We start from the raw sequence: 15,186 nt of genomic DNA, 5'->3' as shown, positions 1-15,186 counted from the left end.
CCCAGCTGGCCGAGCAGGAGAGAACGCCATGGGTCGACAGACCAACACCAGCCACAAAGCCCACTACCGGAAGTTGCCGGACGGCGGGATCGGGTGCCACGAGTGCGAGGAGCCCGCGACCCGCTGGATTGATTGGGAGCGCTACGGGATACGGCGCTGGCTGTCCACCGCCTACTGCGACGTACACGGCGACTGGTGGTTACGCGAGTTGTCCGATCCGACGGTCCGTGTTCGCCCGATCCGCTGACCAGCGCGCGGCCAGGTACACGCCAGCCGCGCGCGGTCCGCCGCAACACCTCATTAAATCCGCTGTCTTGCAAACGAATTCGAGAAAGAAAGCACAACGCTATGACCAGCAGCGACCCCCGGAAGGCCGAGTTTCCGCCGATCATCACCGCCGCCGATATCGTCGGCGGGCGCGACCAGGTCAACCACGTAACCCTGTCCGCCAAACATCACCACATCGCACTGCGTTTCGTGCTGCGGGTGGATTCGTATCTGAGCCAATCCCGATTCACGGTAGAAGGTTTCGGCCGGTTGGATTTGCAATGGCGGGTTCTGTGGTCGATCACCCCGGAGACCTACGCCTACGAGTCCGGCCCGGACACCCCCGCCATCACAGACCCGGATACGAACCTGATTGCCAGCCCGTCCAGCCGCACCGACGAGATCAAGGCGCAGAGCTGGCAGAAGATCATCAACACTCTCGCCGCGCACGCCGACCGGATTCTGTCCTGAACACCCCGCGACACCGGAGAAAGGAGCGGAACCAATGATGGAGATTCCCGACGCGGCCAAGCTGTGGAAACGCGCCCTGCAAGCGGAATGGCCGGGCGTCCGGTGGTCGGTGCGTTCGGCCCCGCGCGGATGGTTCTCTGTGATCACGGCATGGGAGGACGGGCCGACCGAAAACGCGGTGGCCGTGTTCTGCCGGGCGTTCAAAACCGTCTACCCCGACGCCGCGAGCTGGGTACGTGACTCCAGTTTCCGGCGCACCTACAGCCCGGCCGGGTACGCCGTCGTGATCGAGGCGATTACCCGCGATATCCCAACGATGCCGATTCCGCGTACCCCGGACGGCGGGCTGGACATCCGCGCCGCGCGTGCGCAGACCTGGGCCGGGCCGGTGAAGGTCGGCGGACGGTTCTACGGACACAAGCACGTGTACGACTTGGTGGCGGTGGTGGAGCTGGTCGCCGCTGACCACGACTACACCCCGAGCCGCGCGACGGAGTCCGGCGGGCCGGACGCTTCGACTGAATAGAGAGCCTGCGCAGTAGGCCCCCGACCCCTAGGTCGGGGGCCTACTGCGCTTGAGCGTGCGGTGCCGCGAGGCGGCTCCACACGCAACAGTGGCCGACGCGCTGACGCGCGTCGGCCACTTTGACGACCCCAGCGCCGCAGGCGCACGCTGGCGTCGCTTCGGGCCGGCGTGGGTGCGGGGGAGGGTCCGCGGGCCGCTATGCGGTCTCTTCGCGCAGGGCGTGGCGGCCGGGCCTAGTGGGTGGTTGCGGTGCGTCGCCGGGCTGCTGTGGATCGAGCGGCAGTGAGATCGTGGGCATCGCCGCCGCGATGCGCGGCAGGCGGTCGGTCGGGTGGTCGTCGAGGGAGCGGCGCAGCGCGCCGACGAAGGAATCCGGGTGCCCGTATCTGGCGGTGACCTGTTCCAGCAGTTTCTGCGCGGCAGCGATGTTCGGTGTGGTCACGTCGTCCTCCGGAGGGGCGTGCGCTGAGTCCGAGCGGGATGGGCGAACAAGAGGTCACCGGCGGGTGGCGAAACCGGGGATTCTGCGGAGTGCCGCCCGCCGGTGGCACCGACCGGCCCCGGCGTCTACCCGTGGTTGCGGGGAGGGAAAGACGCCGGGAACCGATGGGTGCGGCCCCGAACACTCCGCCCTGTTGCCCGTATCCGGGAAGCGAAGTGACTGACAGGAATCGCCCCCCGTGCACCACTGCGGAATGCCCGCGCGTCAGCGTAGGAAAGTACCGCCACTCCGGACCCGCTTTCAGCGGAAGTGGACCGGTTTGTCGTCAATGTCGCAAGCGCGCATCCGACGTCCCTAATCGTTCGAAGCGGTTCGCTCGCGCTCCCAACCGTCCCGGCGGGCTGCGTGCGTGTTCGCTGCCCACGGGACCGTCTGGGGTTCGGCACATGCTGCCGCTTGCCTGTTGACGAAACCCTCACTCGGCGCGAAGTCAGGAGGCGATACCTCCTGGGCCAGGGTGCCGACGCGCTACATCAACCGGCGAGGTCGAAGGCGCGCCTGGAGTTGCTCCAGGGGTGCGGCGCGCCAACGACAGCGGGGCGACGCTGCGTACTGCGCGGCATGTTCGCCCCGGCTGCCCGCCGGCCCGGGTCAGTCTCGCGTGTTGGCCGGGCGGAGTCGCGGCCTCGTCTGCTCGGTGATCGGCGGAGACCGCCGGGTGTCGGCGGCACGGCAGGGGACGGTCGGCTGGGTCACCTCCGGGCACGGCTCGGACGGGTTCGGGTGGCCTCGCGTTGCTCGGGTCCGGGCTGATCCCGGTTGCCCGTGTCGACAGCGGTGTACCCGGGGTGGGCTGTTCGGTTGATCCCCGTGTCTGGTCGGTCGCGCGGACTGTAGTGCGGGCGTCGTCGTCGCCAAACAGGGCTCGCAAATGCTCGACCGGGCGGGGCGAAAACTTTCTTCCCCCGGACAGGCCGGGTCGCTCGCGCGCGCTCGCTGAACAAACTTGTTCGCTCCCTTCCGGCAGACCCCGTTTGGCGCTCCTCCGTCCCGCACTGGGCCACGAGACACACCAGACAAGGGAAACCAACCGAAAGGCACACTCCGATGAGCACCATTGTCAAGGGCAACATCGCCAAGATCAGCGACCCGCAGATTTTCGAGGCCACCCCGACCCAGGCCGAGACCATGGCGGTCTATGTGACCATCGTCGACAACCACCAGCGCCGCACCGACGACGGCGGCTACACCGACACCGGTTCCACCTCCTACGAGGTCCGCTACTCCGGCCCGATGGCCATGCGCGTGCTGAAAACCTTCGACAAGGGCGACCCGGTCAGCGCCGAAGTCCGCAACCTGCGCACCGAGGTCTTCAGCTCCCGCAAAGGCGAAGCACTGGCCAGCATCCGCGCCTTCGGAATCGACCTCTCCATGAGCTGCCGCTACCGCGAGTTCGAGATCATCCGCCCCGCCCGCGAACTCCACGCGGCGGCCTGAGTGCCGGGCACCGGGTGCCCGCCAGCCGGCGGGCATCTGGCCGGAACCTTCCGACTCCACCCCTGACTGCTCGAGGAGCTAGCTCATGTCCGAACACACCCTCTACGCCTGGCGCCCGAACCCCGCGGACTGCCGCTACCAATTCGCCTCCCCGGCGATCAGCGCCACCTACAGCGGCGGCCGGTGGATCATCACCCGCGAAGGCAAAGGCGACTGGCTACGCTTCGGCTCCGCCGGGGGCCTGCTCTACCGCACCCACGAAACCGAACCCGTCGGCACCATCTACATCAACGACGACCCCACCGCAGACTGCGAGCCGTACTACTCGTGGCGATTCACCCGTGGGTGCGAGTGCGGGCAGACCCGCTTCCCCGACTACCGCATCGAATCCTTCCCCACCGCTGCCGAGGCGATCGAGGCGGCAGCGTTCCACTTCCTCTGTTGATCGGCGAACGCCGCTGGGCGTGCCGCGGGCTGATGCGGTCCCGGCACGCCCAGTTCGTGCGCAATGCGCGTGTTCGTGGGTGGTGCCGATTATCTTGCCGGAGGTGATGTTCACCGAGACGACCGCAGGCGTCGCCGGATTGGTCGCGCCGCTGCGCCCCGCGCGCATTTCCGGCTGGCTTCGCGCGGCGTTCCGGCGCCTGGCTCCACTGCCGTCGCCGCTGCCTGTTCCGGGTCGGCGGGCGGGTGTCGGTGAGGTGGTCGCGGTGCTGTTCGACGCGGACAACATCGCGCCGACCAAGGCCGGCGCGGTCCTCGCCTCTGCCGCAGAACTGGGTTCGCTTCGGATCGTGCGCGCCTACGGTGACTTCTTCGGTACTTCGCTGGCGGGGTGGCGGCACGCGATGATCGCGCACGCGATCTCGGGCCGACAGGTCACCACGGTGACAGCGGGTAAGGACACCGTCGATCACGCGATCGTGGCCGATGCGATCCGCCTGGCTTGCACGACTGACGTGAGCACGGTCGTGATCGCCTCCAGTGACTCCGACTTCATCGACTTGGCAATGCAATTGCGCGAGATCGGATGCAAGGTGCACGGATACGGCGAACGCAAGTCCGCGCGGGCGATGATCGCCGCGTGTGATCGTTTCGTCTACCTTGAAGACCTCTCCGCGCGCCCCTCTGCTGCACATGCTTCGGGCCGTGCAGCAACGGCCAAGTCCACCGCGAAGGTGGCAACGCCGAAATCCGGCCTGCCGCGAAGGCAACGGCGAAGCCGAAGCCCGCGCCCGTGAAGGTGGCCGAGTCCAGTAAGGCGTCCAGCGATTGGGCCGCCTCGGTCCGCGACCTGGTGGCCGCGTTGAGCAACGGCGCCAAGGGAGCTGAGTTGCCGAAGGTCTGCCTGCGAATGCACGCGCAGGGCATCACCGCCCGCCTGCCGGAGAGCGCGCGCGCCAAACCGGGCCGCTTCCTGACCACCTGCGGGTTGTTCGAGGTCGTGAAAACTCGGGATTCGAACGGGCGATCCGTCCACACCTATTTGCGCAACAAACCGGCACGCGCCGATCGCTGAACCCACACGACCGAACGGCGGAGCGGCGGCCTGGCTACTGGGCTGCGGGTGGTTCCGGCGTGCTGGCCGGTATCGGAGTCGTGGCCTTGCCCGAGACGGCTTTGCTCGGCGAGGCTGGCGAGGTGGCGGTGACGCGTTTTCCTGATCCTGCTCGAGGTTTAGGCGGGGCAGACTTCTTCGCTGAGGTCTTGCGGGCGGCTGCGGATTTGGGCATGTCGTTGATCGCCCGATAGCCCGCTTCGTTGAGCGCGCGTTCGCTGAATCCGGCTTTCAGTGCTGCGGCGCGGGTTGCTCGGACGGCGGCCACGTTCTCCGCGTCAAGGCCCGCGAACTTCTCGCGGTCGGCCAGCAGTTTCCGGTAGGCATCGGCGAGCGGCTGGACCGCTGCCAGTTTCGCGTCCGCCTCGGCACGCACCAGATCCTCTAGTCGAGCGTATTCCGGTGTCGGTGTGGTCACTCAACCAATGTAAGACCGGACGGTCTCCAGTCTCGGCAGGAACACGAGGTGTGAACGGTGAGTCGCTCTCGCGTGGTCGCACACCGCCGCTGATGGCAGCGGCGGAAAGTGCGCCTCTTATTTCCTTCCTGGGCGCATTTTTCGCGGCCTGTACTCCAGTGGCTTGCCGCATTGGGGGCACGGGTCGTTTGCCTTTACGGACTCCTCCTCATCGCTGGTGCCGGCGACGATCCCGACCAGCGATTCTCGGCAGATTGCTCCGTGCTGGCCGACTCGTTGTATCGGCGGGTGCTGGCGAGTCCATCCGACGTAATGACGGACGGCGATGCCGTCCACGTCGCTGTCGCGTAGTTTCGTCGGCTCATCGAAGCACGCGAAGTAGATGTGCTCGGAATGCTCTCGGCATTCGTTCGAGCATCGGGGCCGGGCGAGCGGTGGGACCTCGCCGAAACCGTGTTCGGGCACGACCTCCCGTGCCGGAAGCTGTGGCAGTTCGGCGACGGGTGCGCCGCTCCAGATGTGATGCGGGTCGGGGCCGCGCACCGACACGTCGGCGATCAAGGTAGCCATCCGTTCCGCGTTCTCAGGGTAGATCTCGAGCAGCGCTGTCCGGTTGAGATACTGGGCTGTCGCCGCGGAAATCCGTTGTTCCCATTCGGTGACGTCTCCGGTCTTGCACCGGCACATCACGGCCAGCGGCTTGCCCTCTCCGTAGGAGCCTTCGTATCCGGCCACTCGGTCTTTGCACCAGAGGCACAGCACGCCGCGCTGTTTGCGCTCCGCCGTGCGCGTGGCGGTATCGACGATCATCGCGTGACAGCTCAAGCACACCATGCACCGCCCGTCGAGCAAACGCAGCAACTCCTCGAGCTGACCCTTAGCGAACCGGTACCTCGAGGTACACCGTGCAATCCGTTCCGGATACTGCTCAAAGCAGCCTTTGAGGCAGGCCCAATGCGGATCGCGGTCTCTAGTCATGCTGTGTCCTACCGTCGCTGCTGGATGCTGCGGCAAGTCCGCCCGAGTGGAGCACGGGCTAGAGAGACGGTATCGCTCATCTGGTACGAGGCGCGAGCACTGGGCGCAAGCCTCCTGCGAAGAGGTGGGGCCGCGCCAGCGGCGTGATGTGCCCTAGAACGGTCACTGTGGCCGTAGGCCCCGAACTCAGCGACCACAGGTTTGCTGAGCCTATCCTTCGTATCCCTGTGCTCGCTGAGCAAGCTGGACGGTTGGATATCCAACCGGTTGTGGCTTCGCTCACCCCGCCGCTCCCGCGGCGGACCTGGACCCGCCTCCCGGCGTGGCGCTGCGCTGGGCATCTGAACGGCTAACGGCAGCTGAGAGGCTGAACGGCTGATGCGAATCGTGGCATTGTTCGAGTTCACCGCCTTGCGGTGGTCTATCTCGATTCCGTACTTTCGTTGCTGTACTGACCGAATCAGTCGCTCGGTTAGTTGGCAGTTAACGAGAGGTGGCCACGTCATGGCTTCGCCGACGGGAGCCAGCCGCTCCAGTTCAGCTACGACCCCTACAGCGGGCACGGCGATGTCCGGTCGCCCGGCCGAGGACGGCGCCACGGTCTCCCCGCTGCCGGTGCGCGCCCGCGCTCGTCGACGGCAACGCCAGGCCAACACAGCCGGCGGGCGAGCGAAAGCGCACTGCGTGAAGGTCACCCCGGAACAAGAACTCGAACTCGTGGCACGCGCTGGCCGGGCGAAAGTCTCGGTGTCGCGCCTCCTGGTGGAGGCCGCGCTGTCGGACGCGGGGACGTCGGTGGGCGCGAGTCGCGACGTGGCCGACCGCCTGGCGGGTATCGAGCGGCTGTTGGCGAACCTGGCGAACAACGTCAACCAGATCGCCGTGGTCGCCAACTCCACCGGCACGATCGAGCGCGAGGCGCTGGCCGCGAACATGGCCTTGCTGCGCCGCCTGCGCGATCGCGTGGATATCGCCCTCGATGGGTGGAGCGCGGCGGCGTGATGCCGAACGTGACCCGTGGCGGTCACATGGGCGGATTGCTGGCCTACCTCGTCGGGCCGGGCCGCGCCGACAAGCACCGCTTTCCCCACCTGGTCGCCGCCGACGAAACAGTCACCGCGGACTACCCTGTCGGCGTCGAGCTCTCCCCGGCGCAAGCGAACTCGATCGCCCGGCGTTTGGATCGGGCGCGTCGGCTTTTCGGTGTCGAGGTCAATGTCCCGAACTACCTGCGCGACGCGGAGGGACGCGTCCGGTTCGACGACCGAGGCCGCAAGGTCAAGGACCCCGCCCAGCCGTTCACTGCCGGGCATGTGTGGCACTGTTCGCTGTCCTTGCGGGCGGAGGAAGGCGAGCTGGCCGACGACACGTGGGGTCGGATCGCGACCGCGTTCATGGACAAGATGGGGTTCACCGCCGACGGTTCCGGTCGCTCACCCGCCCGCTGGGTCGCGGTCCGCCACGGTCTGTCCACCGGCGGCAACGACCACATCCACATCGCCGCCTCCGCTGTCCGCGACGACGGCACGAAAGTCGATCTGTGGCGCGAGCAGAAGCGGTCCCAGCGGGCGGTGGGGGAGCTGGAGCACGAGTTCGGTTTGCGGGTTCTCGAATCCCGGCACACCCGGGTCGGCACGCGCGGATTGACCCGCGCCGAACTCTCGCCCGGAGACGATCACGCGGTCGCGGAGCCAGCGCGGTGGCGACTTGAGCGGGTCGTGCGCGCGTGCGCGGTCGCCTCGCGGGAGGAGGGCGAGTTCGTTCGTCGGCTCCGTCAGGAGAAGCTGATCGTTCTGCCGCGCTACGCAGACGGCGACACCGGTGCGGTGATCGGTTACGCGGTCGCGGAGCCGACACGCAGCCGCAGGCGGCTGGTCTATTACGGTGGTGGGCGGCTCGCCTCGGATCTGACGCTTCCCGCGTTGCGCAATGAATGGGACCGCAGCGTGTCCCTCGATGCCGACGCGGTGGGGGAGTGGCAGGCGGCTCATCGCAATCGTCCGCCGGTCAACCCAGATGGCGCTGAGGTGCTGCCGGTGGACGCGGCCGAGGTTCAGCGTGCGGCGCAGGATCTGCAATGGTGGAATCGCTACCTCGCCCAGATCCCACCCGATGATCATGACCAATGGGCACGTGCTGCGGCCCGCACTGCGGGTGTCATGGCCGCGTGGTCGGTGCGCACGGAACCGGTCCCGGGCCCGTTGGCGACGACCGCTCGGGTCTTGGCGAAGTCCGCGCAGCGGCCCGCTCACACTCGCTGGCACAGACCCGCGCGGACACTGACCGCTGGCGGTGCGGCGCTGATCATGCTCCAAACCCGCCAGCAGTCGACGGCGACTTCCTACCACCTGGTGCTGACCCAGCTCACCCGCGCGGCCCACGCGGTGCGCGATGCTCACACCGCGATGGGTGAGTTGCACCGTGCAGCCGAAATCGACCACGCGCTGCGTTCAGAGTTGGCCGTCGTGCATGCCCGCTACGCACCGGTCCCGGCCGATCACGACCGGCAGCTGTCAGCCCAGATGCAGCGTGTGCTCGACGGTGCACTCGATTTCGGTGTGATCGGGTCCAGCGAATCCGATCGCTCGGCGTCCACGGGCGAACCCCAGCGATTGCCGCCGCAGCACGATCAGGACGTCGGCGATCAGTTCAACGAGCGCGGATATGACCGTTAGAGTTCGGTGACTCGGGCAGTGTCAGTCGAGTTGTCGAAGCTTGACGGGTCGGCGGATATGGACTCGTGCTACTGGCCGGTTGATGGCTGCCGCTGGGCGATGCGCGAGAGTGCAGCACTGAGCGATTCCCAGATGCGCTCAACCCGTCGCCACCACGGATTGGCGCACCACTGCTCGATCTTGGTTCGCAGTGCTGCGATCTCTTCAGCAGTGATGTCCTGCGGCGCACGTGGTTCGCCGTTGCCCAGGCACATATTCAACCATCTCGTCATCCGGAACGCGCTGATTCCACGTGAGACGAACGGCCAGTACGACAGTTCTGGGATGCTCGGGACATCCGAGCGCGCGCCGAGGCGGACATACAGCAGGCGCCGGGCTCGACGACGTTGTCTGGCGTTGATGTATGGCCCGATGCAGAACAGCGCCGCCACGTAGAACGGGATGCCGACGCCAAGCGAAATCGGCAGAAGCCACACGAGGTAGACCGTTCCCAGCAGGGACATGCACATCACCGCCGAGCGGTCCGTGACTCGCTGTTCGTTGGCGTCGGTCGTCACCACGAAGAGGGATTCGAGGTCTCGTTTGGCTGCGGCGAGTTCCTGTTCGATCTGCTGTGGAGGGCTATCGGAACCCAGGTCTTTCACGACTTCCTCGAGCCGCTTGATCCGCCGCTGGCGCTTGCGTGCACCGGGACGTACCTCCAGCCATCCGTCCTGGCGGTAAGTTCGGACCTGAACCAGAAACGCGGGGATGGCGAGCAGTGCCATCGCAATTGAAAAGTAGATCATTCGGCCCCCTTCGACGCTGAGTCCAATCCGTTCTCAGGCCGAACATAGCGACGACTACCGACACATTCCCCTGCGGAATGCGCGCGCCAGAGTAGGAAGGCACCGCCACTTCGTATGCGCTTTCAGCGGAACTGGACCGGTTTGTCGGCGATGTCGCAAGCGTCTGTTCGACGTGCCGAATCGTTCGGAGCGAACTCGATCGCGCTCCCCGAGCGGCCTCGCGGGCTTTGCGTGTATCTGCTGCCCACAGGACCTGACACGCGGAGCGCATCTCCCCAACTTGACGAATCGGATTGACACAATCTGGCGCCATGGACACTTCGACTCAACGCGAACATATCCTGGCGTTCGTCTGCCCTGACTGGTGTGATGGCGGTCATCAGCCCGATGACCCGTACGTGCGATGCCTCGACGATGTACTCCACGTGGGCAGCGGCACCAGCGTGTCCATCCCTTGGACCTATGGCGACAAGTCGATCACGATGGAAATCGCGTTGGCGTGCAATATCACCGCCGACGGGTGGCCGAAGGCCCCTCGGATCGACGTCGATGTCACAGGGTGCGCACAATCGGGGTCGGTGACTACCGCGGCAGAGGCGATCCGCTTGGCGTTCGAACTGCGAATGATGGCAGCCAGGGTCGAAACCTGGGTGAGCGAACTGCCCTGAGCGAAAGAACGCGCGGGCCGGGCCTGATCCCCTGCGGCACCGGCCCGCCTCGGACCAGGTGTCGGGTGGCGCGGCCTGCCACAGTTCATGGAACCAGCTTCTTTGCGGCCAGAATTCGTTGGGCTCGCGCACGAAGCGCGGAGGTGTCTTTTTGATAGAGCAGGTCGAGTGAAAGCTCGATGAATTCGGCCACATCGAGAAAGTCTGTAGCGGCGAGGCCGCCAGGGTGAACGCCTTGGTTTCCGACCCACTTCGTCGCCAACAACAGCTCGCCGACATCAGGGTTGTTCTTCTCGAACTCGGCCAGTCGATGATGCAGCGGCCGGAATCCTCCGCTCGCCGTGGTCGCGGCGATGGCCTGCTCGTCCATCAACCGCTCGACGCTCGATCGCAACAGAGCCACGCCGGCACCAGGGTTCTGCCACGCTACGGCGGAGGCATCGAGCAACGCGCTGCCCACCGACTCAGGAGTTCCCTGCGGTATCTGCACGATCTCAATTGGCGGGTACACCGTGCGGACCTGGTAGTAGGTCTCGAATTGATCGTTGTAGTCGTCGCTGGGGGCAGGCCCGCTGCGGTAGTCGACAGTCATATCGCCACTGACCGCGACCTCGTCGCCGCACTTGGGGGAGGTGCAGGTGAGATGACCGTAGAAGATGCCGTGCAGATCCGTTGGTTCGCCGTCGTCTCGGTCGTACGCGGCGCGGGCATCGGCGCTGGTGTGTGATCCCACGGCACCGGTCTCCGCGGCCAGGAGCCCGGTTCGACATATCGGGCAGGCTAGGTCCGGCCACACATCGCACGGAAACGGCTTCGCGAGCCGTCTGACCTGTTCTCTCATCGGCCCAACTCCCGCGTCTCCCAACGGCCCGCCCAGGCCGCACGATCAACGACTAACGGCCTTGCGGTGAAACGATCAAGCCTACGCACGCACCGATCCGATGATAATTGCCTAGCGATTGCTGTTCCATCACGGTTTGCAGGACACCCAGCGGGCTGCTCATTACAGTTGCTGAGCGGCGTGGCAATCGCGGATTCCCCGCACCTCACCGCCAGGCCGGAAGCACGAGTTCAATTGGTCCCGCCCAGAACAGCTGACGGCATTGGACATGTTCGATGACACCCGAAAACTCGCCGCGTTGCTCTTCCTCCGAATCGGTGCACTCGATCGAGTCGGAGCAACGGCTCTCGGCTGGCCACGGAAATTCGGAAGCTAATGTGCTCAGGGTCGGTGTCGGTAATGAGTTCGGCGCGCTTCATGCATACTGCCTCCCCGTGTGATCACACTCGGTATCAGCACAAGCTGTATCGCACCACTGTGATGTGAGCGCTGTGCCCGTGCCGCGCCGGGGACTCGCCGGGTGCGGCACGGGCAGAGGGTCAGGAATCGACGGTTTCGATCACCGGCAGCCATGACACCGCATTGTCTTTGCAGGACTGGTGAACCGGTGTGATGCCGGTTGCATCATCGAGCGCCATGATCGTGATGCCCATCTGGTCCTGGAACTCGCCCTCGCTGTCACGCGCGGCGACGAGGCTGTGGCAGGTTGGGCAGGACCCGCGCTGTGTGGTGGGGAAGGTGTTGTACCAGTCCGGCTCGCCGGAAATCCACCGGAATTTTTCGTTGGGAAAGCCGGTCCAGGCGACGACCGGGCCGCCGGACAGCTTCTGGCAGTGCGGGCACGAGCACAGTTCCCTGTCAAGTGCTTCTGTTCAAGCTACACAGTGCAGCAGCGGAGTCGCCCCAGGTCATCTCGGATTTGCCCCGGATAACAGGCCATTGTCCGGGCCTCCGACCTGCTGGAATCTTCAGTGGCCACAGCGATCAGGCGACTGTACGAGCCGGGTCTGGTTCTGTCTCTGCAGTTCGGAGGTTTCTCCATTCTTTCCCCGCGTGCGCGCCTGTATTGTACGTTTCGTGCCGAGTTACCGGATCAGTGAAGTCGCCCAGTTGCTGGGAGTCAGTGACGACACCGTGCGGCGGTGGGTGTCCACCGGACGGTTGAGGTCGGAGCTGGATGAGGTGGGTCGCCAGGTGATCGACGGTGAGCAGGTCGCTGCCCTGGCGCGTGAGCAGATCCATCCCGTCGAGGGCGGGGTGTCCGCGCGCAACCAGTTGCCCGGAATCGTGACCTCGGTACAGGTCGATGGAGTGATGGCGCAGGTGGAGATCGCCGCGGGGCGGTTCCGGCTGGTGTCGTTGATGAGCCGGGAAGCGGTGGAGGAAATGGGATTACAACCGGGCGTGGCAGCGACCGCGATCATCAAAGCGACGACGGTCATCGTCGAAACCACGCAGGTGAGGCGATGAGGGCGATGAAACTGCGGGTCCTGGCCGCGATCGTGCTGATCATGGCGGCCGTGGCCGGGTGCGGGAACTCCGATTCCGGTGGCGACGCTAAAACGCAGGTGCGGATCGCGGCGGCGTCGGATCTGAAATTTGCGCTGGAAGAGATCGTGACCGCGTTCGAGGCCGAGCACCACAACATCGACGTGACGGTCAGTTACGGGTCCTCGGGCACCTACTTTCAGCAAATCAGCAACGGCGCACCGTTCGATCTGTACCTCTCGGCCGATCTGAGCTACCCGAAAAAACTGGTGGAAGCCGGAAAGGCCGACCAAGCGGACGTGTTCGGATACGCCGTCGGGCGACTGGCGGTGTGGGTCGCGAAGGATTCACCGGTCGACCCCACCAAAGGTTTGGCCGCGCTCGCGGACCGGGAAGCGCTGAAGGTGGCGATCGCCAACCCCGAACATGCCCCGTACGGGAAGGCCGCTGTCGCCGCGATGCGTACGGCCGGGGTGTACGAGGCGGTCGCACCGAAACTGGTGCTCGGCGAGAACGTCGCGCAGGCAGCGGAATTCGCGCAATCGGGCAACGCGCAAGCCGGTGTGATCGCGCTGTCGCTGGCATTGTCGCCGCAGCTGAAGGACAAGGGCCGCTACAACGAAGTTCCTCTGGAGTCGTTCCCGCGTATCGATCAGGGCGGTGTCGTACTGGGCGCAGCCGTCGATCCGGGCGCAGCGCGGTCGGTGCGTGACCACATGCTCGGTACCCAGGGCCGGGCGGTCCTGGCCCGCTACGGTTTCTACGAGCCCACCAAGTAGTCCCGGAAAGAGGTTGGGGCGCTGATGGATTGGGAAGCGATCGGGTTGAGTGCGCGGTTGTCGCTGGCGACCACGCTCATCCTGCTGGTGATCGCCGTGCCGCTGGCGGCGTGGCTGGCGTTCACCCGGCGCCGCTGGACGATAGTGGTGGAGGCAGTGGTGGCGCTGCCGCTGGTGCTGCCGCCCACGGTGCTGGGCTACTACGCGCTCACCGCGATGGGCACCCGCTCTCCGCTGGGGCGGTGGTGGCTGGAGTTGACCGGATCGCCACTGGCTTTCACCTTCACCGGCCTGCTGATCGCTTCGATCCTCTACAGCCTGCCGTTCGCGGTACAGCCGCTGCTGGCCGCGTTCGCCGGGATCGACCGGCGACTGCTGGACGCCTCGGCGGTACTGGGCCGCTCGCGCGCTGCCACCATTTGCCTTGTCGTGCTGCCGCTCTCACGTGCCGGGCTGGCGACGGCCGCGGTACTCACCTTCGCTCACACGGTCGGTGAGTTCGGTGTCGTGTTGATGGTCGGGGGCAACATTCCAGGCCAGACCCGCACGGTGTCGATCTCGGTGTACGACAGCGTCCAATCTTTCGACTACGCCACCGCCGCCCGCACCAGCCTGGCATTGCTCGCGTTCTCCCTGGTCGTGCTGACCTTCACCTACACCCTGCAACGCCGTGGAGCACCGCGATGGCCACAACCCTGACCGCCCACATCCGCTGCCGCGTCCTGGATGCCGTCCTCGATATCGACCTCGACGCCGCACCGGTCACCGTGCTGTTCGGACCGTCGGGCGCGGGCAAAACCACCCTGCTGCGCTGCTTGGCCGGTCTCGACCGCCCCGAACCCGGCAGCCGCATCAGCCTGGGCGAGCAGGTGTGGGACGGCCCCGGTGTGCATGTCCCCACCATGGAGCGCCGGGTGGGCTACCTGTTCCAGGACCACGCCCTGTTCCCACATCTGTCCGTCACCGGCAACGTCGGCTACGGGCTGCACCACCTGCCGCGCCGCGACCGGACCGAACGCATCCGCGAAGCCCTCACCACCGCCGGTGCAGAGCACCTACACGACCGTCATGCCCGAGGGCTGTCCGGCGGCGAAGCCGCACGCGTCGCGCTGGCCCGCGCCCTGGCCCCACACCCGCAGCTGCTGCTGCTCGATGAACCCCTCGCCGCCCTGGACGCTCCGACCCGCGCGCGGCTGCGCACCGACCTGCGCCACCGGCTGCGCGCCGCCGGTGTGCCGACCCTGTTGGTCAGCCATGACCGCGCCGACGCGCTCGCGCTCGGGGACCGGATAGCGGTGCTCGTCGACGGCCGGATCCGCCAGCTCGACACTGTCGAGACCGTGTTCTCCCGCCCTGCCGACCACCAGGTCGCCGCCGCCGTCGACACCGAGACCGTTATCCCCGCCACTGTCATCAGTGTCGGCGACGGGCTGGTCCGGCTGCGCGCCGGAACCACCGAGCTGCTGGCCACCAGCATCGAGGCCCTCCCCGAGGGCGCGCATGTGTTGGTATGTATCCGCGCCGAAAACGTCTCGGTGTCAACGACTGGGCCGGACACCCACCGCCACGACAGCCCCCGCAACCAGCTCCCCGCCGCCCTCACCGCGCTCACCGACCATGGTCCGCTGCTGCGTGCGGACCTCGATGCCGGATTCCCCCTCGCGGCCTACATCACCCGTCCCACCCGCGACGAACTCGCGTTGCGTGTCGGCGACACCCTCACCGCGATCGTGAAAGCGCCCGCGATCCACCTGGTACCCCGCGACTGACCCACGCGCGGCGTATTGTCG

Annotated in this window: 20 protein-coding genes; 14 read left to right on the top strand and 6 right to left on the bottom strand. The window is 66.4% G+C overall.

The window, feature by feature from the left end:
- Positions 1 to 28: 28 nt before the first annotated feature.
- The 3 genes from IBX22_RS07555 (at position 29) to IBX22_RS07545 (ending at position 1,264) form a co-directional block, all read left to right on the top strand.
- Positions 29 to 247 carry a hypothetical protein gene (locus tag IBX22_RS07555; RefSeq protein WP_194814607.1) on the top strand — a complete coding sequence of 73 codons (219 nt, stop codon included), beginning with the start codon at positions 29 to 31 and terminating at the stop codon, positions 245 to 247.
- Between the two features lie 101 nt (positions 248 to 348).
- Entirely contained in the window at positions 349 to 738 is a 390-nt protein-coding gene (locus tag IBX22_RS07550) for a hypothetical protein (RefSeq protein WP_194814606.1), read from the top strand.
- Positions 739 to 772: 34 nt separating this feature from the next.
- Positions 773 to 1,264 (top strand): LPD29 domain-containing protein, encoded by a 492-nt coding sequence (locus IBX22_RS07545; RefSeq protein ID WP_194814605.1) that lies wholly within the window; start codon positions 773 to 775, stop codon positions 1,262 to 1,264.
- Positions 1,265 to 1,460: 196 nt separating this feature from the next.
- On the opposite strand, the gene IBX22_RS07540 is transcribed toward IBX22_RS07545, so the two are convergent.
- Positions 1,461 to 1,706, bottom strand: a complete 246-nt coding sequence (locus IBX22_RS07540; RefSeq protein ID WP_194814604.1) for a hypothetical protein — start codon at positions 1,704 to 1,706, stop codon at positions 1,461 to 1,463.
- 1,107 nt (positions 1,707 to 2,813) lie between these two features.
- Between IBX22_RS07540 and IBX22_RS07535 the strand changes: the two genes are divergently transcribed.
- The 4 genes from IBX22_RS07535 to IBX22_RS07520 all read left to right on the top strand — a co-directional run bounded on the left by IBX22_RS07535 (position 2,814) and on the right by IBX22_RS07520 (position 4,722).
- Positions 2,814 to 3,203, top strand: a complete 390-nt coding sequence (locus IBX22_RS07535) for a hypothetical protein (protein WP_194814603.1) — start codon at positions 2,814 to 2,816, stop codon at positions 3,201 to 3,203.
- Positions 3,204 to 3,288: 85 nt separating this feature from the next.
- On the top strand, positions 3,289 to 3,648 hold the full coding sequence (locus tag IBX22_RS07530) for a hypothetical protein (protein WP_194814602.1): 360 nt from the start codon (positions 3,289 to 3,291) through the stop codon (positions 3,646 to 3,648).
- 106 nt (positions 3,649 to 3,754) lie between these two features.
- Positions 3,755 to 4,444, top strand: coding sequence for an NYN domain-containing protein (locus IBX22_RS07525; RefSeq protein WP_228538610.1), 690 nt, complete (start codon positions 3,755 to 3,757; stop codon positions 4,442 to 4,444).
- Positions 4,441 to 4,722: a hypothetical protein gene (locus IBX22_RS07520; protein ID WP_194814600.1), complete on the top strand. Its 282-nt coding sequence runs from the start codon at positions 4,441 to 4,443 to the stop codon at positions 4,720 to 4,722. Before IBX22_RS07525 ends, IBX22_RS07520 begins: the two co-directional genes overlap by 4 nt.
- A 34-nt stretch (positions 4,723 to 4,756) precedes the next feature.
- Here IBX22_RS07520 and IBX22_RS07515 read toward each other — a convergent pair whose 3' ends face one another.
- Both IBX22_RS07515 and IBX22_RS07510 read right to left on the bottom strand, forming a co-directional pair.
- The gene (locus tag IBX22_RS07515; RefSeq protein ID WP_194814599.1) at positions 4,757 to 5,179 is read right to left on the bottom strand and encodes a hypothetical protein; all 423 of its coding nucleotides are present in this window, start codon (positions 5,177 to 5,179) and stop codon (positions 4,757 to 4,759) included.
- A 117-nt stretch (positions 5,180 to 5,296) separates the two neighbouring features.
- A complete protein-coding gene (locus IBX22_RS07510; RefSeq protein ID WP_194814598.1) occupies positions 5,297 to 5,989 on the bottom strand; it encodes a hypothetical protein in 693 nt (230 codons plus the stop codon).
- Positions 5,990 to 6,661: 672 nt separating this feature from the next.
- Here IBX22_RS07510 and mobC point away from each other — a divergent pair.
- Together mobC and IBX22_RS07500 are read left to right on the top strand one after the other, a co-directional pair.
- A complete protein-coding gene (mobC, locus tag IBX22_RS07505) occupies positions 6,662 to 7,159 on the top strand; it encodes a plasmid mobilization relaxosome protein MobC (RefSeq protein ID WP_194814597.1) in 498 nt (165 codons plus the stop codon).
- Entirely contained in the window at positions 7,159 to 8,832 is a 1,674-nt protein-coding gene (locus IBX22_RS07500) for a relaxase/mobilization nuclease domain-containing protein (protein ID WP_194814596.1), read from the top strand. The genes mobC and IBX22_RS07500 overlap by 1 nt, the downstream gene beginning before the upstream one ends.
- 68 nt (positions 8,833 to 8,900) lie before the next feature.
- Here IBX22_RS07500 and IBX22_RS07495 read toward each other — a convergent pair whose 3' ends face one another.
- Positions 8,901 to 9,620 (bottom strand): hypothetical protein, encoded by a 720-nt coding sequence (locus tag IBX22_RS07495; RefSeq protein WP_194814595.1) that lies wholly within the window; start codon positions 9,618 to 9,620, stop codon positions 8,901 to 8,903.
- Between the two features lie 311 nt (positions 9,621 to 9,931).
- On the opposite strand from IBX22_RS07495, the gene IBX22_RS07490 reads away from it, so the two are divergent.
- Positions 9,932 to 10,288, top strand: a complete 357-nt coding sequence (locus tag IBX22_RS07490) for a DUF6907 domain-containing protein (protein ID WP_194814594.1) — start codon at positions 9,932 to 9,934, stop codon at positions 10,286 to 10,288.
- A gap of 85 nt (positions 10,289 to 10,373) precedes the next feature.
- Here the strand turns inward: IBX22_RS07490 and IBX22_RS07485 are convergent, their stop codons facing one another.
- Positions 10,374 to 11,129, bottom strand: coding sequence for a DUF4145 domain-containing protein (locus IBX22_RS07485; RefSeq protein WP_194814593.1), 756 nt, complete (start codon positions 11,127 to 11,129; stop codon positions 10,374 to 10,376).
- A 539-nt stretch (positions 11,130 to 11,668) separates the two neighbouring features.
- Positions 11,669 to 11,980 (bottom strand): GFA family protein, encoded by a 312-nt coding sequence (locus IBX22_RS07480; RefSeq protein WP_194815651.1) that lies wholly within the window; start codon positions 11,978 to 11,980, stop codon positions 11,669 to 11,671.
- Between IBX22_RS07480 and IBX22_RS37900 the strand changes: the two genes are divergently transcribed.
- Genes IBX22_RS37900 through IBX22_RS07460 form a run of 4 tightly spaced genes read left to right on the top strand, consistent with a single transcriptional unit; the run spans position 11,868 to position 15,165 of the window.
- The gene (locus tag IBX22_RS37900) at positions 11,868 to 12,599 is read left to right on the top strand and encodes a helix-turn-helix transcriptional regulator (protein ID WP_309234580.1); all 732 of its coding nucleotides are present in this window, start codon (positions 11,868 to 11,870) and stop codon (positions 12,597 to 12,599) included. The two genes, IBX22_RS07480 and IBX22_RS37900, sit on opposite strands and share 113 nt — an antisense overlap.
- On the top strand, positions 12,596 to 13,396 hold the full coding sequence (gene modA / locus IBX22_RS07470; RefSeq protein WP_228538244.1) for a molybdate ABC transporter substrate-binding protein: 801 nt from the start codon (positions 12,596 to 12,598) through the stop codon (positions 13,394 to 13,396). Before IBX22_RS37900 ends, modA begins: the two co-directional genes overlap by 4 nt.
- Positions 13,397 to 13,420: 24 nt before the next feature.
- On the top strand, positions 13,421 to 14,095 hold the full coding sequence (gene modB, locus IBX22_RS07465) for a molybdate ABC transporter permease subunit (RefSeq protein WP_194814591.1): 675 nt from the start codon (positions 13,421 to 13,423) through the stop codon (positions 14,093 to 14,095).
- Positions 14,080 to 15,165 (top strand): ABC transporter ATP-binding protein, encoded by a 1,086-nt coding sequence (locus IBX22_RS07460; protein ID WP_194814590.1) that lies wholly within the window; start codon positions 14,080 to 14,082, stop codon positions 15,163 to 15,165. The genes modB and IBX22_RS07460 overlap by 16 nt, the downstream gene beginning before the upstream one ends.
- The last annotated feature ends 21 nt before the right edge of the window (positions 15,166 to 15,186 follow it).

The organism is Nocardia sp. XZ_19_385, assembly GCF_015355755.1.
GTDB lineage: Bacteria > Actinomycetota > Actinomycetes > Mycobacteriales > Mycobacteriaceae > Nocardia.
This window is presented reverse-complemented; position numbering and strand designations above follow the sequence as displayed.

Bases quoted from the DNA above. Each gene is read 5' to 3' on its own strand.
- IBX22_RS07555 (WP_194814607.1), top strand. From the start codon at position 29: ATGGGTCGACAGACCAACACCAGCCACAAAGCCCACTACCGGAAGTTG.
- IBX22_RS07550 (WP_194814606.1), top strand. From the start codon at position 349: ATGACCAGCAGCGACCCCCGGAAGGCCGAGTTTCCGCCGATCATCACC.
- IBX22_RS07545 (WP_194814605.1), top strand. From the start codon at position 773: ATGATGGAGATTCCCGACGCGGCCAAGCTGTGGAAACGCGCCCTGCAA.
- IBX22_RS07535 (WP_194814603.1), top strand. From the start codon at position 2,814: ATGAGCACCATTGTCAAGGGCAACATCGCCAAGATCAGCGACCCGCAG.
- IBX22_RS07530 (WP_194814602.1), top strand. From the start codon at position 3,289: ATGTCCGAACACACCCTCTACGCCTGGCGCCCGAACCCCGCGGACTGC.
- IBX22_RS07525 (WP_228538610.1), top strand. From the start codon at position 3,755: ATGTTCACCGAGACGACCGCAGGCGTCGCCGGATTGGTCGCGCCGCTG.
- IBX22_RS07510 (WP_194814598.1), bottom strand. From the start codon at position 5,989: ATGATCGTCGATACCGCCACGCGCACGGCGGAGCGCAAACAGCGCGGC.
- mobC (WP_194814597.1), top strand. From the start codon at position 6,662: ATGGCTTCGCCGACGGGAGCCAGCCGCTCCAGTTCAGCTACGACCCCT.
- IBX22_RS07500 (WP_194814596.1), top strand. From the start codon at position 7,159: ATGCCGAACGTGACCCGTGGCGGTCACATGGGCGGATTGCTGGCCTAC.
- IBX22_RS07495 (WP_194814595.1), bottom strand. From the start codon at position 9,620: ATGATCTACTTTTCAATTGCGATGGCACTGCTCGCCATCCCCGCGTTT.
- IBX22_RS07490 (WP_194814594.1), top strand. From the start codon at position 9,932: ATGGACACTTCGACTCAACGCGAACATATCCTGGCGTTCGTCTGCCCT.
- IBX22_RS07485 (WP_194814593.1), bottom strand. From the start codon at position 11,129: ATGAGAGAACAGGTCAGACGGCTCGCGAAGCCGTTTCCGTGCGATGTG.
- modA (WP_228538244.1), top strand. From the start codon at position 12,596: ATGAGGGCGATGAAACTGCGGGTCCTGGCCGCGATCGTGCTGATCATG.
- modB (WP_194814591.1), top strand. From the start codon at position 13,421: ATGGATTGGGAAGCGATCGGGTTGAGTGCGCGGTTGTCGCTGGCGACC.
- IBX22_RS07460 (WP_194814590.1), top strand. From the start codon at position 14,080: ATGGCCACAACCCTGACCGCCCACATCCGCTGCCGCGTCCTGGATGCC.